The sequence below is a fragment of the Streptococcus caballi DSM 19004 genome, from assembly GCF_000379985.1.
GTDB classification, from domain to species: Bacteria; Bacillota; Bacilli; order Lactobacillales; family Streptococcaceae; genus Streptococcus; species Streptococcus caballi.
On sequence record NZ_KB904088.1, the window covers coordinates 1 to 17,050 of the forward strand.

The window sequence follows — 17,050 nt, forward strand, 5'->3', positions numbered from 1 at the left end:
AGTTGGACTGAACGAAGCCACTATCAAAAAATATATCCAAGAACAAGAAAAACATGACCTCGCCCTAGATAAATTGAGCGTAAAAGAATACGAAGATCCCTTTAGGGATGATGGCAAGTAATACCAACGCCTCTTTAAGAGGCAAGTGACGAGTCAAAAGCAGTGAGGCTTGAACAAAGTGAAAGCCAGCGTCTTTAGGCGCTGGCTGGTGATGTGGGCTTATAGCCCCTGTTCAAACCACCCGTTAGACGGGTGGTCATGATTTTTTGGAGTAGAATCGAAAAGGAGAAATAAATGGCATCCATTGCACAAATTATCGTTGATGTGCCGCTCATGCAGACCGACAAGCCTTTTTCTTATGCCATACCATCAGATTTGGAGGAGCAGCTTGCCCTGGGATCACGTGTTCATGTGCCTTTTGGTCGCGGTAATCGTCTTTTGCAAGGTTTTGTAGTTGGCTTCTCTGATGTTTTAGAAAAGGATGGTGCTGATCTCAAGGAGGTTGTAGAAGTGCTGGACTTTGAGCCAGTTCTGAACGCGGAACAGCTACAACTGGCAGAGCAACTGCGCCACACCGTTTTTTCTTACAAAATTTCCATTCTCAAATCCATGATACCCAGCCTGCTCAATTCCCAGTATGACAAGTTATTGCTGCCAACTGATAAATTGACCAAGCAAGAGCGCCAAGAACTCTTTGGTAAGAAGGATAGTCAACTTTATTCTCAGCTGACGGTAGAGCAGCAGCGTCAAATTGGACGCTTAGTGCAGGCTGGCAAGGTCGCAGTAGACTATCTGGCTAAGGACAAGAAAAGCATCAAGACGGTAAAGTGGTATCAACCTGATTTGTCTGCTTTGACTGAGGTGGCCATTGCTGCGCGTGCTAAGAAACGTCTGGAACTACGAGCTTATCTATTGACTCATCCGGAGGAGGGCAAGTTGGCTGAACTGTATCAGCTTTTCTCACGGGATGTGGTCAAGTTTTTCATCGATAATGCTTTGCTGACGATCACTGAAAAAGAAGTCAGCCGTTCGGAAGATTATTTTGAGGTTGTGGCGACAGACTTTTTAGACTTGAATGCGGAACAGGCAGCTGTGGTTGAAGAAGTGACTGGCCAGATTGGACAGGAGTCCAAACCTTTCTTACTGGAAGGGATAACAGGATCTGGGAAGACTGAGGTTTACCTGCATATCATTGATAAAGTCTTGAAAATGGGCAAGACCGCCATCGTGTTAGTTCCCGAAATTTCCCTGACACCGCAGATGACCAATCGATTCATCTCACGTTTTGGTAAGCAAGTAGCTATTATGCACTCAGCTCTTTCAGATGGTGAGAAGTTTGATGAATGGCGGAAGATCAAATCTGGTCAGGCTCGTGTCGTCGTTGGCGCTCGCTCTGCTATTTTCAGCCCCTTAGAAAATATCGGTGCCATCATCATTGATGAGGAGCACGAGGCAACCTATAAGCAAGAGAGCAATCCGCGCTACCATGCGCGTGATGTGGCACTTTTGCGGGCTAAATACCATAAGGCGGTGCTGCTCTTGGGGTCTGCAACGCCTGCTATCGAGAGTCGAGCCCGTGCCAGCCGTGGGGTCTACAATTTTTTGCAGCTGAGTCAGCGGGCCAATCCACAGGCCCGTATTCCCAGGGTGAAAATCGTAGATTTTCGTGATTTTGTGGGCAAGCAGGAGGCCAGCAACTTTACGCCACTCCTCTTGGATAAAATCCGTGACCGTCTGGCAAAGCAGGAACAGGTGGTCCTCATGCTTAACCGTCGTGGCTACTCTAGCTTTATCATGTGCCGTGATTGCGGTTATGTGGACGAGTGCCCCAACTGTGATATTTCTTTGACCCTGCATATGGATACTAAGACCATGACTTGTCACTACTGTGGCTTTGACAAAGCCATTCCGAGGATCTGTCCTAATTGCGACAGCCGCAACATTCGTTACTATGGGACGGGAACGCAGAAGGCCTACGATGAATTGCAGGAGGTTCTGCCTGAGGCGCGTATCCTGCGCATGGATGTGGACACCACGCGTAAGAAGGGCGCTCATCAGAAGATTTTGGATGCCTTTGGCAAGCATGAGGCGGATATCTTGCTGGGAACGCAGATGATTGCCAAGGGGTTGGATTTTCCAAATGTTACCTTGGTTGGAGTGCTCAATGCGGATACCTCTCTTAATCTACCTGACTTCAGGGCTTCGGAGCGGACTTTCCAATTATTGACGCAGGTGGCTGGTCGTGCTGGTCGTGCTGAAAAGGAGGGAGAGGTCATCATTCAGACCTACAATCCGCAGCATTATGCTATCCAGCTGGCTCAAAAACAGGATTACGAAGCTTTTTACCAATATGAAATGAATATTCGTCGACAGCTGGGCTATCCCCCCTACTATTTCACGGTGGGCCTGACCCTGTCGCATAAGGATGAGCAGCTAGTTATTCGCAAGTCTTTTGACATCTTGCAGCTTCTGCGCAGCCATTTGTCAGACAAAATAAAAATACTGGGACCAACGCCCAAGCCCGTCGCGCGAACGCACAACCTCTATCACTATCAGATTATCCTCAAGTACCGCTTTGAAGATAACTTGGAAGCTGTCCTCAATCAGATTTTGGACTTGACTCAGCAGCCTGATAATAAAGACTTGCGCTTGGTTATTGATCATGAGCCGCAGAATTTTATGTAATACCAGAGACAGCAAGTCTGAGCTTACTATGTTATAATGACTTCAGGCGAAATGAGGGCAGCCCTAAAAGTTGCCTTCCTGCAAAATGCAAAACGGCAGCTGTCCCCTAAATTACCTTCCTGCAAAAATGTAAAACACCAGCTGACCCTGGAACTGATGGTTTGCACTGTTTGCTCGCTAATGATTTAAAGAAGTTACCTTGAAAGGAAAATATATGACAAAATTGATTTTTATGGGAACGCCTGATTTTTCAGCGACAGTTCTCAAAGGCCTTTTGGCCGATGACCGTTACGAGATTGTAGCGGTGGTGACCCAGCCTGATCGCGCTGTTGGCCGCAAGAAACTCATCAAGATGACACCCGTCAAAGAGGTCGCTCTGGCGCATGACCTCCCTGTTTATCAGCCTGAGAAGCTGTCAGGTTCTGAGGAAATGGCAGAGCTGATGACACTGGGAGCAGATGGCATTGTGACAGCAGCCTTTGGTCAGTTTTTGCCCATGAAACTCATCAACTCAGTTGACTTTGCAGTCAATGTTCACGCCTCTCTCCTCCCTAAATACCGCGGTGGGGCACCAATCCACTATGCTATCATCAATGGTGACAAGGAAGCTGGCGTGACCATCATGGAAATGGTGCAAAAAATGGATGCTGGGGACATGATTGCTAAGCGCTCCACACCTATTACAGACGATGATAATGTCGGTACCATGTTTGAAAAGTTGGCGGTGCTTGGTCGTGACCTCTTACTTGAAACTCTGCCAGCCTACATTGCTGGCGAGATTAAGCCACAAGCGCAGGAAGAAAGTCAAGCAAGCTTCTCACCCAATATCACGCCAGAAGAAGAGCGCATTGATTGGAATAAGCCAGCACGTGATGTCTTTAACCAAGTGCGTGGCATGTACCCTTGGCCTGTTGCCCATACCTTGTTAGACGGTAATCGTTTCAAAATCTACGAAGCTGACTTGGCAGAAGGACAAGGACAGCCTGGGCAAATCATCGAAAAAACCAAGAAAACCTTGGTGATTGCTGCTGGACAAGGAGGGGCTCTTTCTCTCAAAACTGTTCAGCCTGCTGGTAAACCCCGCATGCCTATTACAGATTTTCTAAACGGTGTCGGCCGAACGCTTGAAGTAGGTGATGTCCTTGGCCAATGATTGGAAAAAAACTGCTCGTGGAACTGCTCTGATGGTGCTAGAAGATGTCTTTGATAACGGTGCCTACTCTAATATCGCTCTCAATCAAGCCCTCCAAAGCTCTGCCATGTCACAAAAGGACAAGAGCCTGGTGACCGAGCTGATCTATGGAACCGTGGCCCGCAAAATCACGCTGGAATGGTATCTGGCCCACTATATCGCTGACCGCGATAAGCTGGAGCCCTGGGTCTACTATCTGCTCATGGTTAGCCTCTATCAGCTCCTCTATCTGGATAAAATTCCTGCTCACGCCGTGGTCAATGATGCTGTCGCGATTGCCAAAAATCGTGGCAATAAAAAGGGCGCTGAAAAATTAGTTAATGCGGTGCTGCGCCGTGCTTCACAGGAAGAACTCCCAGCTCCTTCTAGCATCAGAAGAAAGAATAAGCGCCTGTCAGTCCTCTATTCAACGCCAGTTTGGCTGGTCAAGAAACTTAGTGAGCAGTACGGTGATGAGCGAGCAGAAACCATCCTTGCCAGTCTCTTTGTTCGTAATAAGGCTAGCATTCGCGTGATAGATCCTGATAAACTCCCTGGCATTGCAGCAGCAACAGGTGCAGAACTTTCTCAACTATCGCCAGTCGGCCTGGTCAAATCTGCTGGGCATTTTGTAGCAACAGATTATTTTGCAGAAGGTGATATCACCATCCAAGACGAGTCTAGTCAGTTGGTGGCACCAACGCTTGATTTACAAGGCAATGAACAGATTTTGGATGCCTGTGCAGCTCCTGGTGGCAAGACTACTCATATGGCGTCTTACTTGACCAGCGGGCACATTATTGCCTTGGATTTGTATGACCACAAGTTGGACTTGGTTAAGGACAATGCTAAGCGGCTAGGAGTCGCTGATAAGATTTCTACCCATAAGTTGGATGCGACTAAGGTTCATGAAGTCTTTGCAGCAGATAGTTTTGATAAGATTTTGGTGGATGCTCCTTGTTCAGGTATAGGTCTGATTCGACGTAAGCCTGATATCAAGTATAACAAGGAAAATCAGGACTTTAACAGTCTTCAAGAAATTCAACTCCAGATCCTGTCTAGTGTTTGTCAAACCCTACGCAAAGGTGGTATAATAACTTATAGCACTTGTACCATCTTTGATGAGGAAAATTTCCAAGTAATCGAGAAGTTCTTGGCATCTCATCCAAATTTTGAACAAGTAAAACTGAGTCATAAACAAGAGGATGTTGTAGTAGATGGCTGCTTAGCTATTACGCCAGAGCAATATCAGACAGATGGGTTCTTCATTGCCCAAGTCAAGAGAATCTTGTGATGTCGAGGAGGAAAACTGACAAGGTCAGAAAGAAAATATTATGGAAATTTCACTTGTAACTGATATTGGGCAAAGACGCTCAAACAATCAAGACTTTATCAACAAATTTGATAACAAAGCAGGCGTGACGTTAATTGTTCTTGCAGACGGTATGGGCGGCCATCGCGCGGGTAATATTGCTAGCGAGATGACTGTTACCGATCTCGGTCGTGAATGGGTCAATACTGACCTGAACAACCCAGAGAACATTCGTGACTGGATGTTGGTAACGCTGGAAGCTGAAAATAAAAAGGTTTACGACCTTGGATTGACTGATGATTACAAAGGTATGGGGACAACTGTTGAAGCAGTTGCTTTTGTTGGTAAAACTCTTATCTTCGCCCATGTTGGCGATTCTCGTATCGGACTTGTTCGTAATGATGATTACCAACTTTTGACTAGTGATCATTCTTTGGTTAATGAATTGGTTAAGGCTGGTCAGCTGACTGAGGAAGAAGCCGCTAGCCATCCACAAAAAAATATTATTACGCAATCTATTGGTCAGTCCAGCCCAGTCTCACCAGACTTGGCTATTCAAGAACTGCAGGCTAATGATTACCTCATTATCAACAGTGACGGTCTGACCAACATGATTTCAAATCAAGAAATCGTCAATGCTTTACAGCAGGAGATTAGTTTGGATGACAAAAATCAAGCCCTCGTTTCTCTGGCGAACGACAGAGGTGGACTTGATAATATCACAATCGCTTTGGTTCACATCGAAAGTGAGGACGCTTAATGATTCAGATTGGCAAATTATTTGCTGGTCGCTATCGTATTCTCAAGTCAATCGGTCGAGGCGGAATGGCGGATGTTTATCTAGCTCGGGATTTGATTCTAGATAATGAAGAGGTGGCTATCAAAGTCCTTCGTACCAATTATCAGACCGATCAAATCGCAGTTGCTCGCTTTCAGAGAGAAGCGCGAGCCATGGCAGAGTTAATTCATCCTAACATTGTTGCTATTCGAGATATTGGAGAAGAAGACGGCCAGCAATTCCTCGTTATGGAATATGTGGATGGCTCTGATTTGAAGAAATACATTCAAGATCATGCGCCGTTGTCCAATAATGAAGTGGTTAGAATCATGGAGGAAGTTCTTTCAGCCATGACTCTTGCCCATCAAAGGGGTATCGTTCACCGTGACCTTAAGCCGCAAAATATCCTTCTTACCAAGGCTGGTACGGTGAAAGTCACGGACTTTGGGATTGCAGTCGCCTTTGCAGAGACAAGCTTGACCCAGACCAATTCCATGCTAGGGAGTGTGCACTATCTGTCACCTGAACAAGCGCGTGGCTCTAAGGCAACGATTCAGAGTGATATTTATGCTATGGGGATAATGCTTTTTGAGATGCTGACAGGGCATATCCCATACGATGGCGATAGTGCTGTGACTATTGCTTTGCAACATTTTCAAAAACCGCTACCATCTATTGTCGCTGAAAATAAAAATGTTCCTCAAGCATTGGAAAATGTTGTTATCAAGGCGACAGCTAAGAAATTAAGTGACCGCTACGCTTCAACATTTGAAATGAGTAAGGATCTGATGACCGCCCTGTCTTACAATCGTAGCAGAGAACGGAAGCTTGTTTTTGAGGATACAGAAAGTACCAAGACCCTTCCTAAGATTTCACCTGTTACACCAGCGAGTGCTTCAAATCAGGAAACTAACGTAAAAAAAGCCAAGCAGGAAGAGCCTGTGGTTAAACATGCGTCAGATAGATTAGCTTTAGAGAAGTCTACAAAGAAGTCTAAAAAGTCAAAGAAATCACGTCGTTTCTTTGGAACTGTTCTGAAAATATTCTTTGCTTTGATTCTGATTGGAGTGGCTGCATTCGCCTACCTCATTCTCACTAAGCCATCAACAGTTAGTGTTCCTGATGTGACTGGCTCTAGTCTTTCTAGTGCAGAGTCTAAAATTGAAAAGGCTGGTCTGACAGTTGGCAGTGTTAAAAAAGTCGAAAGTGATTCAGTTGAAGCTAATCATGTCGTCAGAACAGATCCTAGTTCTGGTACAGCAAGGCGCCAAGGTGCAAAGGTTAACATCTATGTTTCAAAAGGCATAACAAGCTTCACCATGAAGAGTTACATTGATCAGAACTACAAAACGGCTGTTGAAGATTTAAAGTCAAATTATAAGGTTCCTAAATCAAAAATTAAGATTAAGCGTATTTCGACGACGGATTACACTGATGGAACAGTATTTGAGCAGACCCCAAGCGAAGGTGAAAGTTATAATCCTAACGGCAAAACCAAGATTGTCTTGACTGTTGCTAAAAACGATTATATCTCAATGCCAGATTTGACTAACTATTCTTATGCAGATGCAGTCAGCGCCTTGACAGCTTTGGGTATTTCATCTTCTCGTATCAAGGCTTATACCAACTACGGTGCAGGTTATGTCCCATTGACATCACCGGCTTCTACAGCGCTTGTCACAAGCCAAACCCCTTATTTTGGTGAGACAATCAGCCTGTCTAGCAAAGATGAGATTCAATTATATATCTATACAGCACCTATGGAAGCTCCTGCAGCTGAAAGTTCAAGTTCTGAAGTGAGTTCAACGTCAAGTGACAACACATCTTCGTCAAGCACTCAGGATTCTTCAAGTCAGACGGAATCAAGCTCTTCATCGGAACCATCAAGCTCCGCTTCTTCAAATTAACAGGATAAGCCTATTTCGTCAGGAAATAGGCTTTTTTTCTGGTGAAAGGTGCATTTTAGAGTAGTTTTTGGTAAAATGGCAAGGGTAAGAGAGGATAAGAAATGAGAAAATTTCAGTTTTTCCTGCTTGTTGAATGTGTCCTGCTGGGTATGGGAATTATGACCATTCTGGCACATGATTTATCAAGTTTTATTTTAATTTTGGCTCTAATTTTGTTAGCTCTGCGTTTTTATAATCAGGACAGCCGTAATAATTTTCTACTGACAACGAGCTTGATTTTGTTATTTTTGATCTTTATGCTCAATCCCTATATCATCATGGCTGTTGTTTTGGGAATTGTTTATGTTGTTATCAATCATTTTTCGCAAGTCAAGAAGAAAAATCGCCATGCTATTATTGCTTTTCGAGAGCAAGATGTAGAGGCAAAACCCCAGCGGAATCGTTGGATTGGAGTGGATCAGCATGAGTCAGATTATTATGCTTTTGATGACATTAATATCATACGTCTGAGTGGCACTGACGTTATTGATCTGACTAATGTCATTGTTTCAGGCAAGGATAATGTTATCATCATTCAGAAAATCTTTGGGTCAACCAAGGTTTTGGTACCAATTGATGTCGCGGTTAGGCTAGACATTAGTGCTGTCTATGCTAGCGTCCGTTATTTCGACTTTGAAGAATATGACCTACGGAATGAATCTTTAAAATTATGGCGGGAAGAAGATGAGCAAAGTTTGAAGTCTGTCAAGTTGATTATTAGTACTTTGGCTGGAGATGTTGAGGTGCAGCGCCAATGAAAAAACAACATTATCTATTCTTTTTACTTTATTCTAGCGTCATCATTCTTTTTATCATCTTTATCGTTCTTAATAGCTTAGGGCTCAAACTTAGGACGCTTTTGAAAGATTTTTGGGTAGCAGAGCAGTTCGCCTTTTCAGTCTTCTTTCTTATCCTATCTATTACTGTTCTCTTGCTGCTGCTTTGGATGATTCTGGATGACAATAGTAAGCGAAGCATTAATCAAAATCTTCGTCGTATTTTGAACAATCAGCCTATTAAAACTGATCAGGATAATGAAATTAACTTAAATTTGACTCGTCTGTCTAAAAAAATGAATCACTTAACCACCAGTCTGCAAAATACGGAAAATAGCCGAATTTTAAATAGTCAAGAGATTGTGAAGCAGGAGCGTAAACGCATTGCACGTGATCTGCACGATACAGTCAGTCAAGAGCTTTTTGCTTCATCTATGATTTTGTCTGGGGTCTCGCAAAGCCTGGATCATTTGGATAAAAAACAGCTCAAGCTTCAATTGACAACAGTCGAGGAATTATTACAGAATGCACAAAACGATTTACGTATTCTGCTTTTGCACCTAAGGCCAACAGAACTGGAAAATCGAAGTCTATCAGAAGGTTTTGACATGATTTTAAAAGAACTAACAGACAAAAGTAATATTGAAGTTGTTTATCAGAAGAATATCGGTCAATTGCCTAAAACAATTGAAGATAATATCTTTCGTATTGCCCAGGAATTTATCAGCAACACACTCAAGCACGCCAAGGCCACTCGTCTGGAAGTTTACCTTAACCAGACGGAGACGGAATTGCAGCTGAAGATGATTGATGATGGGATTGGCTTTGACATGGATGAAGTTCATGATTTGAGTTATGGTTTGAAAAATATTGAGGACCGTGTGGATGATATGGCGGGAACGGTTAAATTTTTAAGCCAAAAAGATAAGGGGGTTTCGATGGATATTCGCCTGCCCCTAGTGAAAGAAGAGGAAGAAAATGGAGAAAATTAAAGTCATTTTGGTTGATGATCACGAGATGGTTCGCCTAGGTTTGAAAAGCTTTTTGAATCTCCAAGCTGATGTTGAGGTGATTGGAGAGGCTTCAAATGGCCGTGAAGGAATTGACCTGGCCTTAGAACTCAAGCCAGATGTCGTGGTTATGGATCTTGTTATGCCAGAAATGAGTGGAGTTGAAGCAACACTTGAACTCTTGAAAGAGTGGAAAGAAGCCAAAATTTTGGTTCTGACATCCTACCTAGATAACGAGAAAATTTATCCTGTTATTGACGCAGGAGCCAAGGGTTATATGCTAAAAACCTCCAGTGCAGCAGAAATTCTCAATGCCATCAAAAAAGTTTCGCGCGGGGAACTGGCTATTGAAACAGAAGTAGACAAAAAAATTAAAGCACATGATGAAAAGCCAGATCTCCACGAAGATTTGACAGCGCGTGAAAAGGACATCCTGAACTTGCTAGCCAAGGGCTATGATAATCAAACTATCGCGGATGAACTGTTTATTTCATTAAAAACTGTTAAAACGCATGTCTCTAATATCCTGTCTAAATTGGAAGTTGATGACCGCACTCAAGCAGTTGTTTATGCCTTCAAACACCATTTAGTTCCACAAGATGACGAATAAATGCTATAATAATGGTATGACTTTTTCAAAGAGGTAATCATGGACGCAAAAACAAAATACAAGTCTAAAAAAATAAAAATAGTTTTCTTTGATATTGATGACACTTTGCGGGTCAAGGATACAGGATACATGCCAGAGTCAATCAAGGCTGTTTTCAAAGGACTTAAAGCCAAAGGAATTCTGACTGGTATCGCTTCTGGTCGTGCTCTTTATGGTGTAGTTCCTGAAATTCGTGCTCTTGAGCCAGACTATTTTGTAACGATCAATGGTTCCTATGTTATCAACAAAAAAGAAGATGAAATTTTCAATAACCCGATTCCAAAAGAGATTGCAAAGCAATATGTAGCCTGGTGCAGGGAAGTCGGGATTGATTATGGCTTTGCTGGGAAGGACAAACCTGTTGTTTCAGCCCGCACAAAACTAATTGACGATGCTATGGTGCCTGTGTATGGCCTTTGCGATGTGGAGCCTGATTTTCATCTTACTAATGATGTTTATCACATGTGGTCTTTTGCGGAAAATAATGCAGAGCTTCAGTTGCCGAAAGACTTGGCTGAGCAGGTGCGTCTTGTTCCTTGGCATATTCATTCGTCTGATGTTGTCAAAAATGGTGTCTCTAAGGCATCTGGCGTAGCCCATGTCCTTGATGAAGAAGGCTTGAAGCCAGAGAATGTTCTTTTCTTTGGTGACGGTCCCAATGACATGGAAATGTTTGATTTTGTTGGCCTCAAGATTGCTATGGGAAATTCAGTCCCTGAAATCAAAGAAAAAGCAGATTATGTTACAGATACAGTAGAAGAAGATGGCATTTTTAATGCCTTGGAGAAATTAGGAATGGTAGAAAAAAAAATAAACTTCCCACAAATTGATCTTACAACCGTTACAGGTCCTGTTGCAACTATAAAAACAAATCATGGCGATATGAAAATCCAACTATTCCCAGATCATGCCCCGAAAACAGTTGCTAATTTTGTTGCTCTTGCTAAAGATGGCTATTATGATGGTGTTATTTTCCATCGTATTATTCCCGAATTTATGATCCAAGGTGGCGATCCAACTGGTACTGGTATGGGTGGTCAATCTATCTATGGTGATAGCTTTGAAGATGAATTTTCAGATGAATTGTATAATGTCCGTGGTGCTCTTTCAATGGCCAATGCAGGTCCAAATACTAATGGTAGCCAATTTTTTATCGTTCAAAATTCAAAAATTCCTTATGCCCAAAAAGAATTAGAACGTGGTGGCTGGCCAGCTCCAATAGCAGCTGCCTACGCTGAACAAGGAGGCACACCACATCTGGATCGCCGCCATACTGTCTTTGGTCAATTGATGGATGAGGCATCCTACAAGGTTCTTGATGAAATTGCCAGTGTTGAAACTGGTGCGCAAGATAAGCCTGTAGAGGATGTTGTTATTGAAACAATTGAGGTGGCTGACTAATGAAAATTGGCGACAAAATCACTGGGACGATTACAGGTATCAAACCTTATGGTGCCTTTGTCGCCCTTGAAAATGGGACAACAGGTCTCATCCATATTTCAGAGATAAAAACGGGCTACATTGACAATATCTACAATGTTCTCTCGGTCGGTCAAGAAGTTCTTGTTCAAGTTGTTGATTTTGATGAATACAGCCAAAAAGCTAGTCTCTCTACGAGGACTTTGGAAGAAGAAAAACATTATTTTCCCCATCACCATCGCTTTTCGAATAATCGCTGTAAGATTGGTTTCAAACCACTTGCAGATGCTTTGTCCGGCTGGACTAAAGAGGGGCTAGATTTTCTTAAAAAAGAATAAAAAATGTTCAAGCAAAAACTTGAACATTTTCTATTACTAATAATTGTAGAAATCAAAAAGTCGGAGGATATTTACTCTTCAAAGTCATAGAGATTTGTTGATAAATAACGTTCTCCATTATCTGGAAGAAGAGTCAAGACTTTCTTACCTGCTCCTAGTTCTTGTGCTACTTTGAGTGCTGCATAGATAGCTGCGCCTGATGAAATACCAGCGAGGAACCCTTCTTGCCCACCTAGTTTGCGTGCCGTTAAGATTGCATCATCAGACGGAACGCGAATAACACTGTCATACGATGTAGTGTCAAGGGTATCTGGAATAAAACCAGTTGAAATACCTTGGATTTTGTGAGGACCAGGTTTATCACCGTTAAGAACAGCTGATTCATCAGCTTCAATACCGTAAACTTTAATATTAGGATTGGCCTTTTTCAATGTGTGCGAAACACCAGAGATGGTGCCGCCAGTACCGATACCAGCAACGAAGGCATCTAGCCCGTCAGCCCCAAAGGTATCCAGAATTTCTTGACCAGTTGTCACTTCGTGAACCTTTGGATTTGAAGGATTAGCGAATTGTAGTGGCACCCAACCATTACGTTCTTTGGCAATTTCTTGCGCTTTGGCAATTGCCCCTTTCATGCCTTCGCTACCTGGGTTAAGAACTAGTTCAGCACCGTAAGCTTGAATGATTTTACGGCGTTCAACACTCATGGTGTCAGGCATAACGATGACTACTTTGTAGCCTTTAGCAGCACCAACCCAAGCCAACCCGATGCCAGTATTTCCAGAAGTCGGTTCAACAATAGTATCACCAGGTTTGATAATACCAGCTTTTTCGGCATCTTCAATCATGGCTAGTGCAATACGGTCTTTGACAGAAGAGCCTGGATTGAAAGCCTCAAGTTTTACGTAAACATCAGCCGCACCTTCAGGAACAACATGATTTAATTTGACAATTGGGGTATTTCCAATAAGTTCAGTAATAGAATGATAGATTTTTGACATAAAGTGCACCTCGAATCTTTTTATAGGTCAAGTATAAGCGTAACGAAGGCCTTTGTAAAATACATTTTTCTTATCACAGTGATAGGTTTTCTTTATCGCTATAAAAGCTAGAATAATTTAAGTCGCAACCCTCTGTCAAAATTTCTGATGCGATAAACTCAACATTAAAGAAAGAGCTTATCAAAAATTCTGACGAGCTAAATATGAGTTACGAGAGTACGTCAAAATTTTTGATGAGCCGAATTCAAGTTGTAAGAGTTGTTAAAATTTCTGATGAGGAATGTTTTTACAGACTAAATAGGTATTTCTACAATTTTTGTGCCAGACTTTTGAATTTCGACTTTTCCGCTGTAAAATTCAGTTAGTTCGGCCAAGGTTTCTTCAATTTTTTCCTCTTCCAAGTAAAGATCTGTTGTTACATTTTCTAGAAATTCAGTATCAAACTCCTGTAAATCATGTTTCTGAAGAAAATTTCCAAAAGTCTGATATTGAGGATAAGTCAGCTTAATCTTAATACCCTCTAATTCCTTGACTTCAACAATCCCGATTTCTTGCAGAGCATGCGCTACACTACCAGAATAGGCACGGATAAGACCGCCTGTTCCTAGTTTAATGCCACCAAAATAGCGGGTGACTACAACCACAAGATTAGTCAACCCCTGTTTTTCAAGGACAGTTAGCATGGGCATACCAGCCGTTCCGCTGGGCTCACCATCATCGCTGGAGCGTTTAATATCGCTGTTTTCGCCAATGATCATAGCAGAGCAGGAGTGATTGGCTTTATAATGTTCCTTTTTGATTTGTGCGATAAAAGCTCGCCCTTCTTCTTCACTACTCACACGTTTCACCTGACAAATGAAACGTGATTTTTTTATGTTGTCATCGACAAGGCCGTCGTTTTTTACTGTTTTATAATTCATAAGAAAATTTTACAAAATTTCTAGAGATTTAGCAAAATTTCTCGAATAAATAGGTGTATGGAAAATTTAGAGGAATACTATGGTCGTCTTTTTACGGAGAGTCAGCTCAACCCCAGCTTGAAAAAAATAGCTCAATCGATGCCAGCCATGACAGAAAGCAAAGGAAGATATTGCTGTAATCGCTGTGGCAGTCAAGTTTCGACAGATAATAGACTTCCTACAGGAGATTATTATTGCCGAGAGTGTATTATCTTGGGGAGAATTTGCAGTACAGACAAACTTTATTATTTTTCCCAGCAGTCCTTTTTTCCTCAAAAAGTATTAAAATGGTCAGGACAACTAACTCCTTACCAAGCTGAAGTATCAGATGGACTTCTTGAGGGGCTAAAATCCAAGAGGGATCTACTCGTGCATGCCGTGACTGGAGCTGGGAAAACAGAAATGATCTATCAGGTTGTGGCCAAAGTTATTGAAAATGGTGGCTCTGTTTGCCTGGCTAGTCCACGAATTGATGTGTGTCTGGAATTATTTAAGCGCCTGAGCAAAGATTTCTCCTGCCCAATCACACTGCTTCATGGAGAATCTGATTCTTATCAAAGAGCGCCCTTGATTGTTTCGACCACCCACCAACTCCTAAAATTTTATGAGGCTTTTGACCTTCTCATCATTGATGAGGTGGACGCCTTTCCTTTTGTGGACAATTCGGTGCTTTATCACGCAGTTGAACAGAGTATCAAGCCTGATGGTGTTAAGATTTTTCTCACAGCCACCTCTACAGACGAGCTGGAGAAGAAAGTGAAAAGAGGGGAGCTGACTAAGCTACATCTTGCACGACGCTTCCATGCTAATCCACTTGTTATTCCTCAAACGGTTTGGCTTACTCAATTATCAGAAAAAATGAAAAAACAAAAACTTCCCCATAAACTGATTCACTTAATTCAGAAGCAGCGACAGACCAGATTTCCCTTACTCCTTTTTTTCCCAAACATTAAAAATGGTCAAATTTTTACTCGGCTCTTGGCCGACTATTTTCCTGATGAAAAAGTTGCTTTTGTGTCAAGTCAAACTGAAAATCGTTTGGAAATTGTTGAACAATTTCGCTTACAGGAAATTACAATGCTAGTTAGTACAACAATCTTGGAACGAGGAGTAACTTTTCCTTGTGTTGATGTTTTTGTTTTGCAAGCAAATCATCGCTTGTATACTCGTTCAGCACTTGTCCAGATTTCAGGCCGTGTAGGACGGTCAGCTGAACGCCCCACAGGGGAGCTTCTTTTTCTACATGATGGTTTGAGTAAGGCGATGCAAAAGGCAATAAGAGAAATCAGAGAAATGAATAAAAAAGGAGGATTTTGATGAACTGTCTACTCTGTCAATCAAGAATAAATGTAAAGGAAAAATTTACCAATCTTCTGCTACTAAATTTTAGTGAGGAGATTATTTGTGAAAGCTGTCATGGGCAATTTCAAAAAATTCAAAATCCGCATTGTCCATCTTGTTATAAAAATATGGAAATAGAGGAGTGTCAAGACTGTCTTTACTGGAAATCTCACGGTAAGGAAGTCAATCATGAGGCATTATATAACTACAACGCAGCAATGAAAGAATATTTTTCAAAATATAAATTTCAAGGTGACTATCTTCTTGGAAAAGTTTTTGCTAGAGAAGTCAGAAAAGCTCTGACAAAATATAAAGATTACAGCATTGTTCCTGTTCCGCTGGGAAAGAATAGGTACAGCGATAGAAAATTTAACCAAGTAACAGCTATTTTAGAGGCCGCAAATATAAACTATCAAGATATCTTGTCGAAAGAGGACACAGAAAAACAGTCAAGTAAAAGTCGAGAAGAACGTTTAGGTATAAAGAATCCTTTTAGTTTTAAGGAGGGAATTAGCATGGGTGATAAGGTTTTAATAGTAGATGATATCTATACAACGGGCGCTACTCTTCAAATTATTTGCCAACTCTTTAGAGAAAGTGGAATAAAAAATGTAAGAACCTTCACAATTGCACGATAAAAGCTTGCAAATTTTCATGAAAGCGATATAATAAAGATAAGGAAAGCGCTTAAGCGCGAGAAAGAGGTATTTTATGATTAAATATAGTATTCGTGGTGAAAACATCGAAGTAACAGATGCTATCCGTAGCTATGTGGAATCTAAACTCGGCAGAATTGAAAAATACTTCAATGCCAATCAAGAACTTGATACTCGCGTAAACTTGAAAGTTTACAGAGAAAAAACTTCAAAAGTTGAGGTCACTATCCTCATTGGTTCTATCACTTTGAGAGCAGAAGATGTTTCTCAAGATATGTATGGCTCAATTGACTTAGTTGTTGATAAAATTGAACGTCAGATTCGTAAGAATAAAACAAAAATTGCTAAGAAACATCGTGAAAAAGTTCCAGCTGGTCAAGTTTTCACTAGTGAGTTCGAAGCTGAACCAAACGAGGAAGTTCCAGCAAGTAAAATTGTTCGTACAAAAAATGTCAACTTAAAGCCAATGGATGTTGAGGAAGCTCTTCTTCAGATGGAACTCTTGGGACATGATTTCTTCATCTATACAGATGCCGAGGATGGCACAACTAATGTCCTCTATAAACGAGAAGACGGTGGTTACGGACTTATTGAAGCAAAATAGCTGAATGAGCGGGAAAATTTCCCGCTCATAAATTTTATGTGAACCATAGTTGACAGGATGGCATAAGTTTAGTATACTGAATAAGCTGTCAAACGGAGCGAGCTGCTGATGAAAACGAGTTGAAAAAACTTTGGAAAAAGTAGTTGACAAGTTGTTTCAGATTTGATAGACTATAGAAGTTGTCTGTTAAGAGACAAAGACCTTTGAAAACTGAACAAGACGAACCAAACGTGCGGGTTGAGACATCGACCTGTTAAGAAAATAAATCTGTCAGTGACAGGAATGAGTAAGATTAAATGAGAGTTTGATCCTGGCTCAGGACGAACGCTGGCGGCGTGCCTAATACATGCAAGTGGAACGCATGATTGATACCGGAGCTTGCTCCACCATTAATCATGAGTCGCG

Annotated in this window: 15 protein-coding genes, 1 rRNA gene and 1 pseudogene; 15 read left to right on the forward strand and 2 right to left on the reverse strand. The window is 41.8% G+C overall.

Translation table 11 applies throughout. The annotated features are described in order from the left end of the window. The 11 genes and pseudogenes from A3GS_RS11675 to A3GS_RS0107570 all read left to right on the forward strand — a co-directional run. Positions 1–121, forward strand: a pseudogene (locus A3GS_RS11675) (IS200/IS605 family transposase); the annotation flags it as partial. Between the two features lie 173 nt (positions 122–294). Further along, positions 295–2,685 (forward strand): primosomal protein N', encoded by a 2,391-nt coding sequence (locus A3GS_RS0107525; protein ID WP_018364816.1) that lies wholly within the window; start codon positions 295–297, stop codon positions 2,683–2,685. Between the two features lie 214 nt (positions 2,686–2,899). Further along, positions 2,900–3,838: a methionyl-tRNA formyltransferase gene (gene fmt, locus A3GS_RS0107530; protein WP_018364817.1), complete on the forward strand. Its 939-nt coding sequence runs from the start codon at positions 2,900–2,902 to the stop codon at positions 3,836–3,838. Further along, entirely contained in the window at positions 3,828–5,150 is a 1,323-nt protein-coding gene (gene rsmB / locus A3GS_RS0107535) for a 16S rRNA (cytosine(967)-C(5))-methyltransferase RsmB (RefSeq protein ID WP_018364818.1), read from the forward strand. Before fmt ends, rsmB begins: the two co-directional genes overlap by 11 nt. Before the next feature lie 40 nt (positions 5,151–5,190). Further along, positions 5,191–5,928, forward strand: a complete 738-nt coding sequence (locus tag A3GS_RS0107540) for a Stp1/IreP family PP2C-type Ser/Thr phosphatase (protein ID WP_018364819.1) — start codon at positions 5,191–5,193, stop codon at positions 5,926–5,928. Further along, positions 5,928–7,853: a Stk1 family PASTA domain-containing Ser/Thr kinase gene (pknB, locus tag A3GS_RS0107545; protein WP_018364820.1), complete on the forward strand. Its 1,926-nt coding sequence runs from the start codon at positions 5,928–5,930 to the stop codon at positions 7,851–7,853. The genes A3GS_RS0107540 and pknB overlap by 1 nt, the downstream gene beginning before the upstream one ends. A gap of 101 nt (positions 7,854–7,954) precedes the next feature. Next, on the forward strand, positions 7,955–8,650 hold the full coding sequence (gene liaF / locus A3GS_RS0107550) for a cell wall-active antibiotics response protein LiaF (protein WP_018364821.1): 696 nt from the start codon (positions 7,955–7,957) through the stop codon (positions 8,648–8,650). Beyond that, positions 8,647–9,660 (forward strand): envelope stress sensor histidine kinase LiaS, encoded by a 1,014-nt coding sequence (locus tag A3GS_RS0107555; protein WP_018364822.1) that lies wholly within the window; start codon positions 8,647–8,649, stop codon positions 9,658–9,660. The genes liaF and A3GS_RS0107555 overlap by 4 nt, the downstream gene beginning before the upstream one ends. Then, a complete protein-coding gene (locus A3GS_RS0107560; RefSeq protein WP_018364823.1) occupies positions 9,647–10,288 on the forward strand; it encodes a response regulator transcription factor in 642 nt (213 codons plus the stop codon). The genes A3GS_RS0107555 and A3GS_RS0107560 overlap by 14 nt, the downstream gene beginning before the upstream one ends. A gap of 39 nt (positions 10,289–10,327) precedes the next feature. Next, on the forward strand, positions 10,328–11,728 hold the full coding sequence (locus A3GS_RS0107565; RefSeq protein ID WP_018364824.1) for a Cof-type HAD-IIB family hydrolase: 1,401 nt from the start codon (positions 10,328–10,330) through the stop codon (positions 11,726–11,728). Further along, positions 11,728–12,084 (forward strand): S1 RNA-binding domain-containing protein, encoded by a 357-nt coding sequence (locus A3GS_RS0107570; RefSeq protein ID WP_018364825.1) that lies wholly within the window; start codon positions 11,728–11,730, stop codon positions 12,082–12,084. The genes A3GS_RS0107565 and A3GS_RS0107570 overlap by 1 nt, the downstream gene beginning before the upstream one ends. 71 nt (positions 12,085–12,155) lie before the next feature. On the opposite strand, the gene cysK is transcribed toward A3GS_RS0107570, so the two are convergent. After that, positions 12,156–13,085 carry a cysteine synthase A gene (gene cysK / locus A3GS_RS0107575; RefSeq protein WP_018364826.1) on the reverse strand — a complete coding sequence of 310 codons (930 nt, stop codon included), beginning with the start codon at positions 13,083–13,085 and terminating at the stop codon, positions 12,156–12,158. A gap of 293 nt (positions 13,086–13,378) precedes the next feature. Then, entirely contained in the window at positions 13,379–14,005 is a 627-nt protein-coding gene (locus A3GS_RS0107580) for a YigZ family protein (protein WP_018364827.1), read from the reverse strand. A 57-nt stretch (positions 14,006–14,062) separates the two neighbouring features. On the opposite strand from A3GS_RS0107580, the gene A3GS_RS0107585 reads away from it, so the two are divergent. The 4 genes from A3GS_RS0107585 to A3GS_RS0107600 form a co-directional block, all read left to right on the forward strand. After that, positions 14,063–15,361, forward strand: a complete 1,299-nt coding sequence (locus A3GS_RS0107585; protein ID WP_018364828.1) for an ATP-dependent helicase ComFA — start codon at positions 14,063–14,065, stop codon at positions 15,359–15,361. Further along, complete coding sequence (locus A3GS_RS0107590; RefSeq protein ID WP_018364829.1) at positions 15,361–16,023, forward strand: ComF family protein; 663 nt, start codon at positions 15,361–15,363, stop codon at positions 16,021–16,023. Before A3GS_RS0107585 ends, A3GS_RS0107590 begins: the two co-directional genes overlap by 1 nt. Before the next feature lie 73 nt (positions 16,024–16,096). Beyond that, entirely contained in the window at positions 16,097–16,645 is a 549-nt protein-coding gene (hpf, locus tag A3GS_RS0107595) for a ribosome hibernation-promoting factor, HPF/YfiA family (RefSeq protein ID WP_018364830.1), read from the forward strand. Between the two features lie 292 nt (positions 16,646–16,937). After that, positions 16,938–17,050, forward strand: a 16S ribosomal RNA gene (locus A3GS_RS0107600); the annotation flags it as partial.

Coding starts and splice junctions, on each gene's coding strand:
- A3GS_RS0107525 (WP_018364816.1), top strand. CDS start 295: ATGGCATCCATTGCACAAATTATCGTTGATGTGCCGCTCATGCAGACC.
- fmt (WP_018364817.1), top strand. CDS start 2,900: ATGACAAAATTGATTTTTATGGGAACGCCTGATTTTTCAGCGACAGTT.
- A3GS_RS0107540 (WP_018364819.1), top strand. CDS start 5,191: ATGGAAATTTCACTTGTAACTGATATTGGGCAAAGACGCTCAAACAAT.
- pknB (WP_018364820.1), top strand. CDS start 5,928: ATGATTCAGATTGGCAAATTATTTGCTGGTCGCTATCGTATTCTCAAG.
- liaF (WP_018364821.1), top strand. CDS start 7,955: ATGAGAAAATTTCAGTTTTTCCTGCTTGTTGAATGTGTCCTGCTGGGT.
- A3GS_RS0107555 (WP_018364822.1), top strand. CDS start 8,647: ATGAAAAAACAACATTATCTATTCTTTTTACTTTATTCTAGCGTCATC.
- A3GS_RS0107560 (WP_018364823.1), top strand. CDS start 9,647: ATGGAGAAAATTAAAGTCATTTTGGTTGATGATCACGAGATGGTTCGC.
- A3GS_RS0107565 (WP_018364824.1), top strand. CDS start 10,328: ATGGACGCAAAAACAAAATACAAGTCTAAAAAAATAAAAATAGTTTTC.
- A3GS_RS0107570 (WP_018364825.1), top strand. CDS start 11,728: ATGAAAATTGGCGACAAAATCACTGGGACGATTACAGGTATCAAACCT.
- cysK (WP_018364826.1), bottom strand. CDS start 13,085: ATGTCAAAAATCTATCATTCTATTACTGAACTTATTGGAAATACCCCA.
- A3GS_RS0107580 (WP_018364827.1), bottom strand. CDS start 14,005: ATGAATTATAAAACAGTAAAAAACGACGGCCTTGTCGATGACAACATA.
- A3GS_RS0107585 (WP_018364828.1), top strand. CDS start 14,063: ATGGAAAATTTAGAGGAATACTATGGTCGTCTTTTTACGGAGAGTCAG.
- A3GS_RS0107590 (WP_018364829.1), top strand. CDS start 15,361: ATGAACTGTCTACTCTGTCAATCAAGAATAAATGTAAAGGAAAAATTT.
- hpf (WP_018364830.1), top strand. CDS start 16,097: ATGATTAAATATAGTATTCGTGGTGAAAACATCGAAGTAACAGATGCT.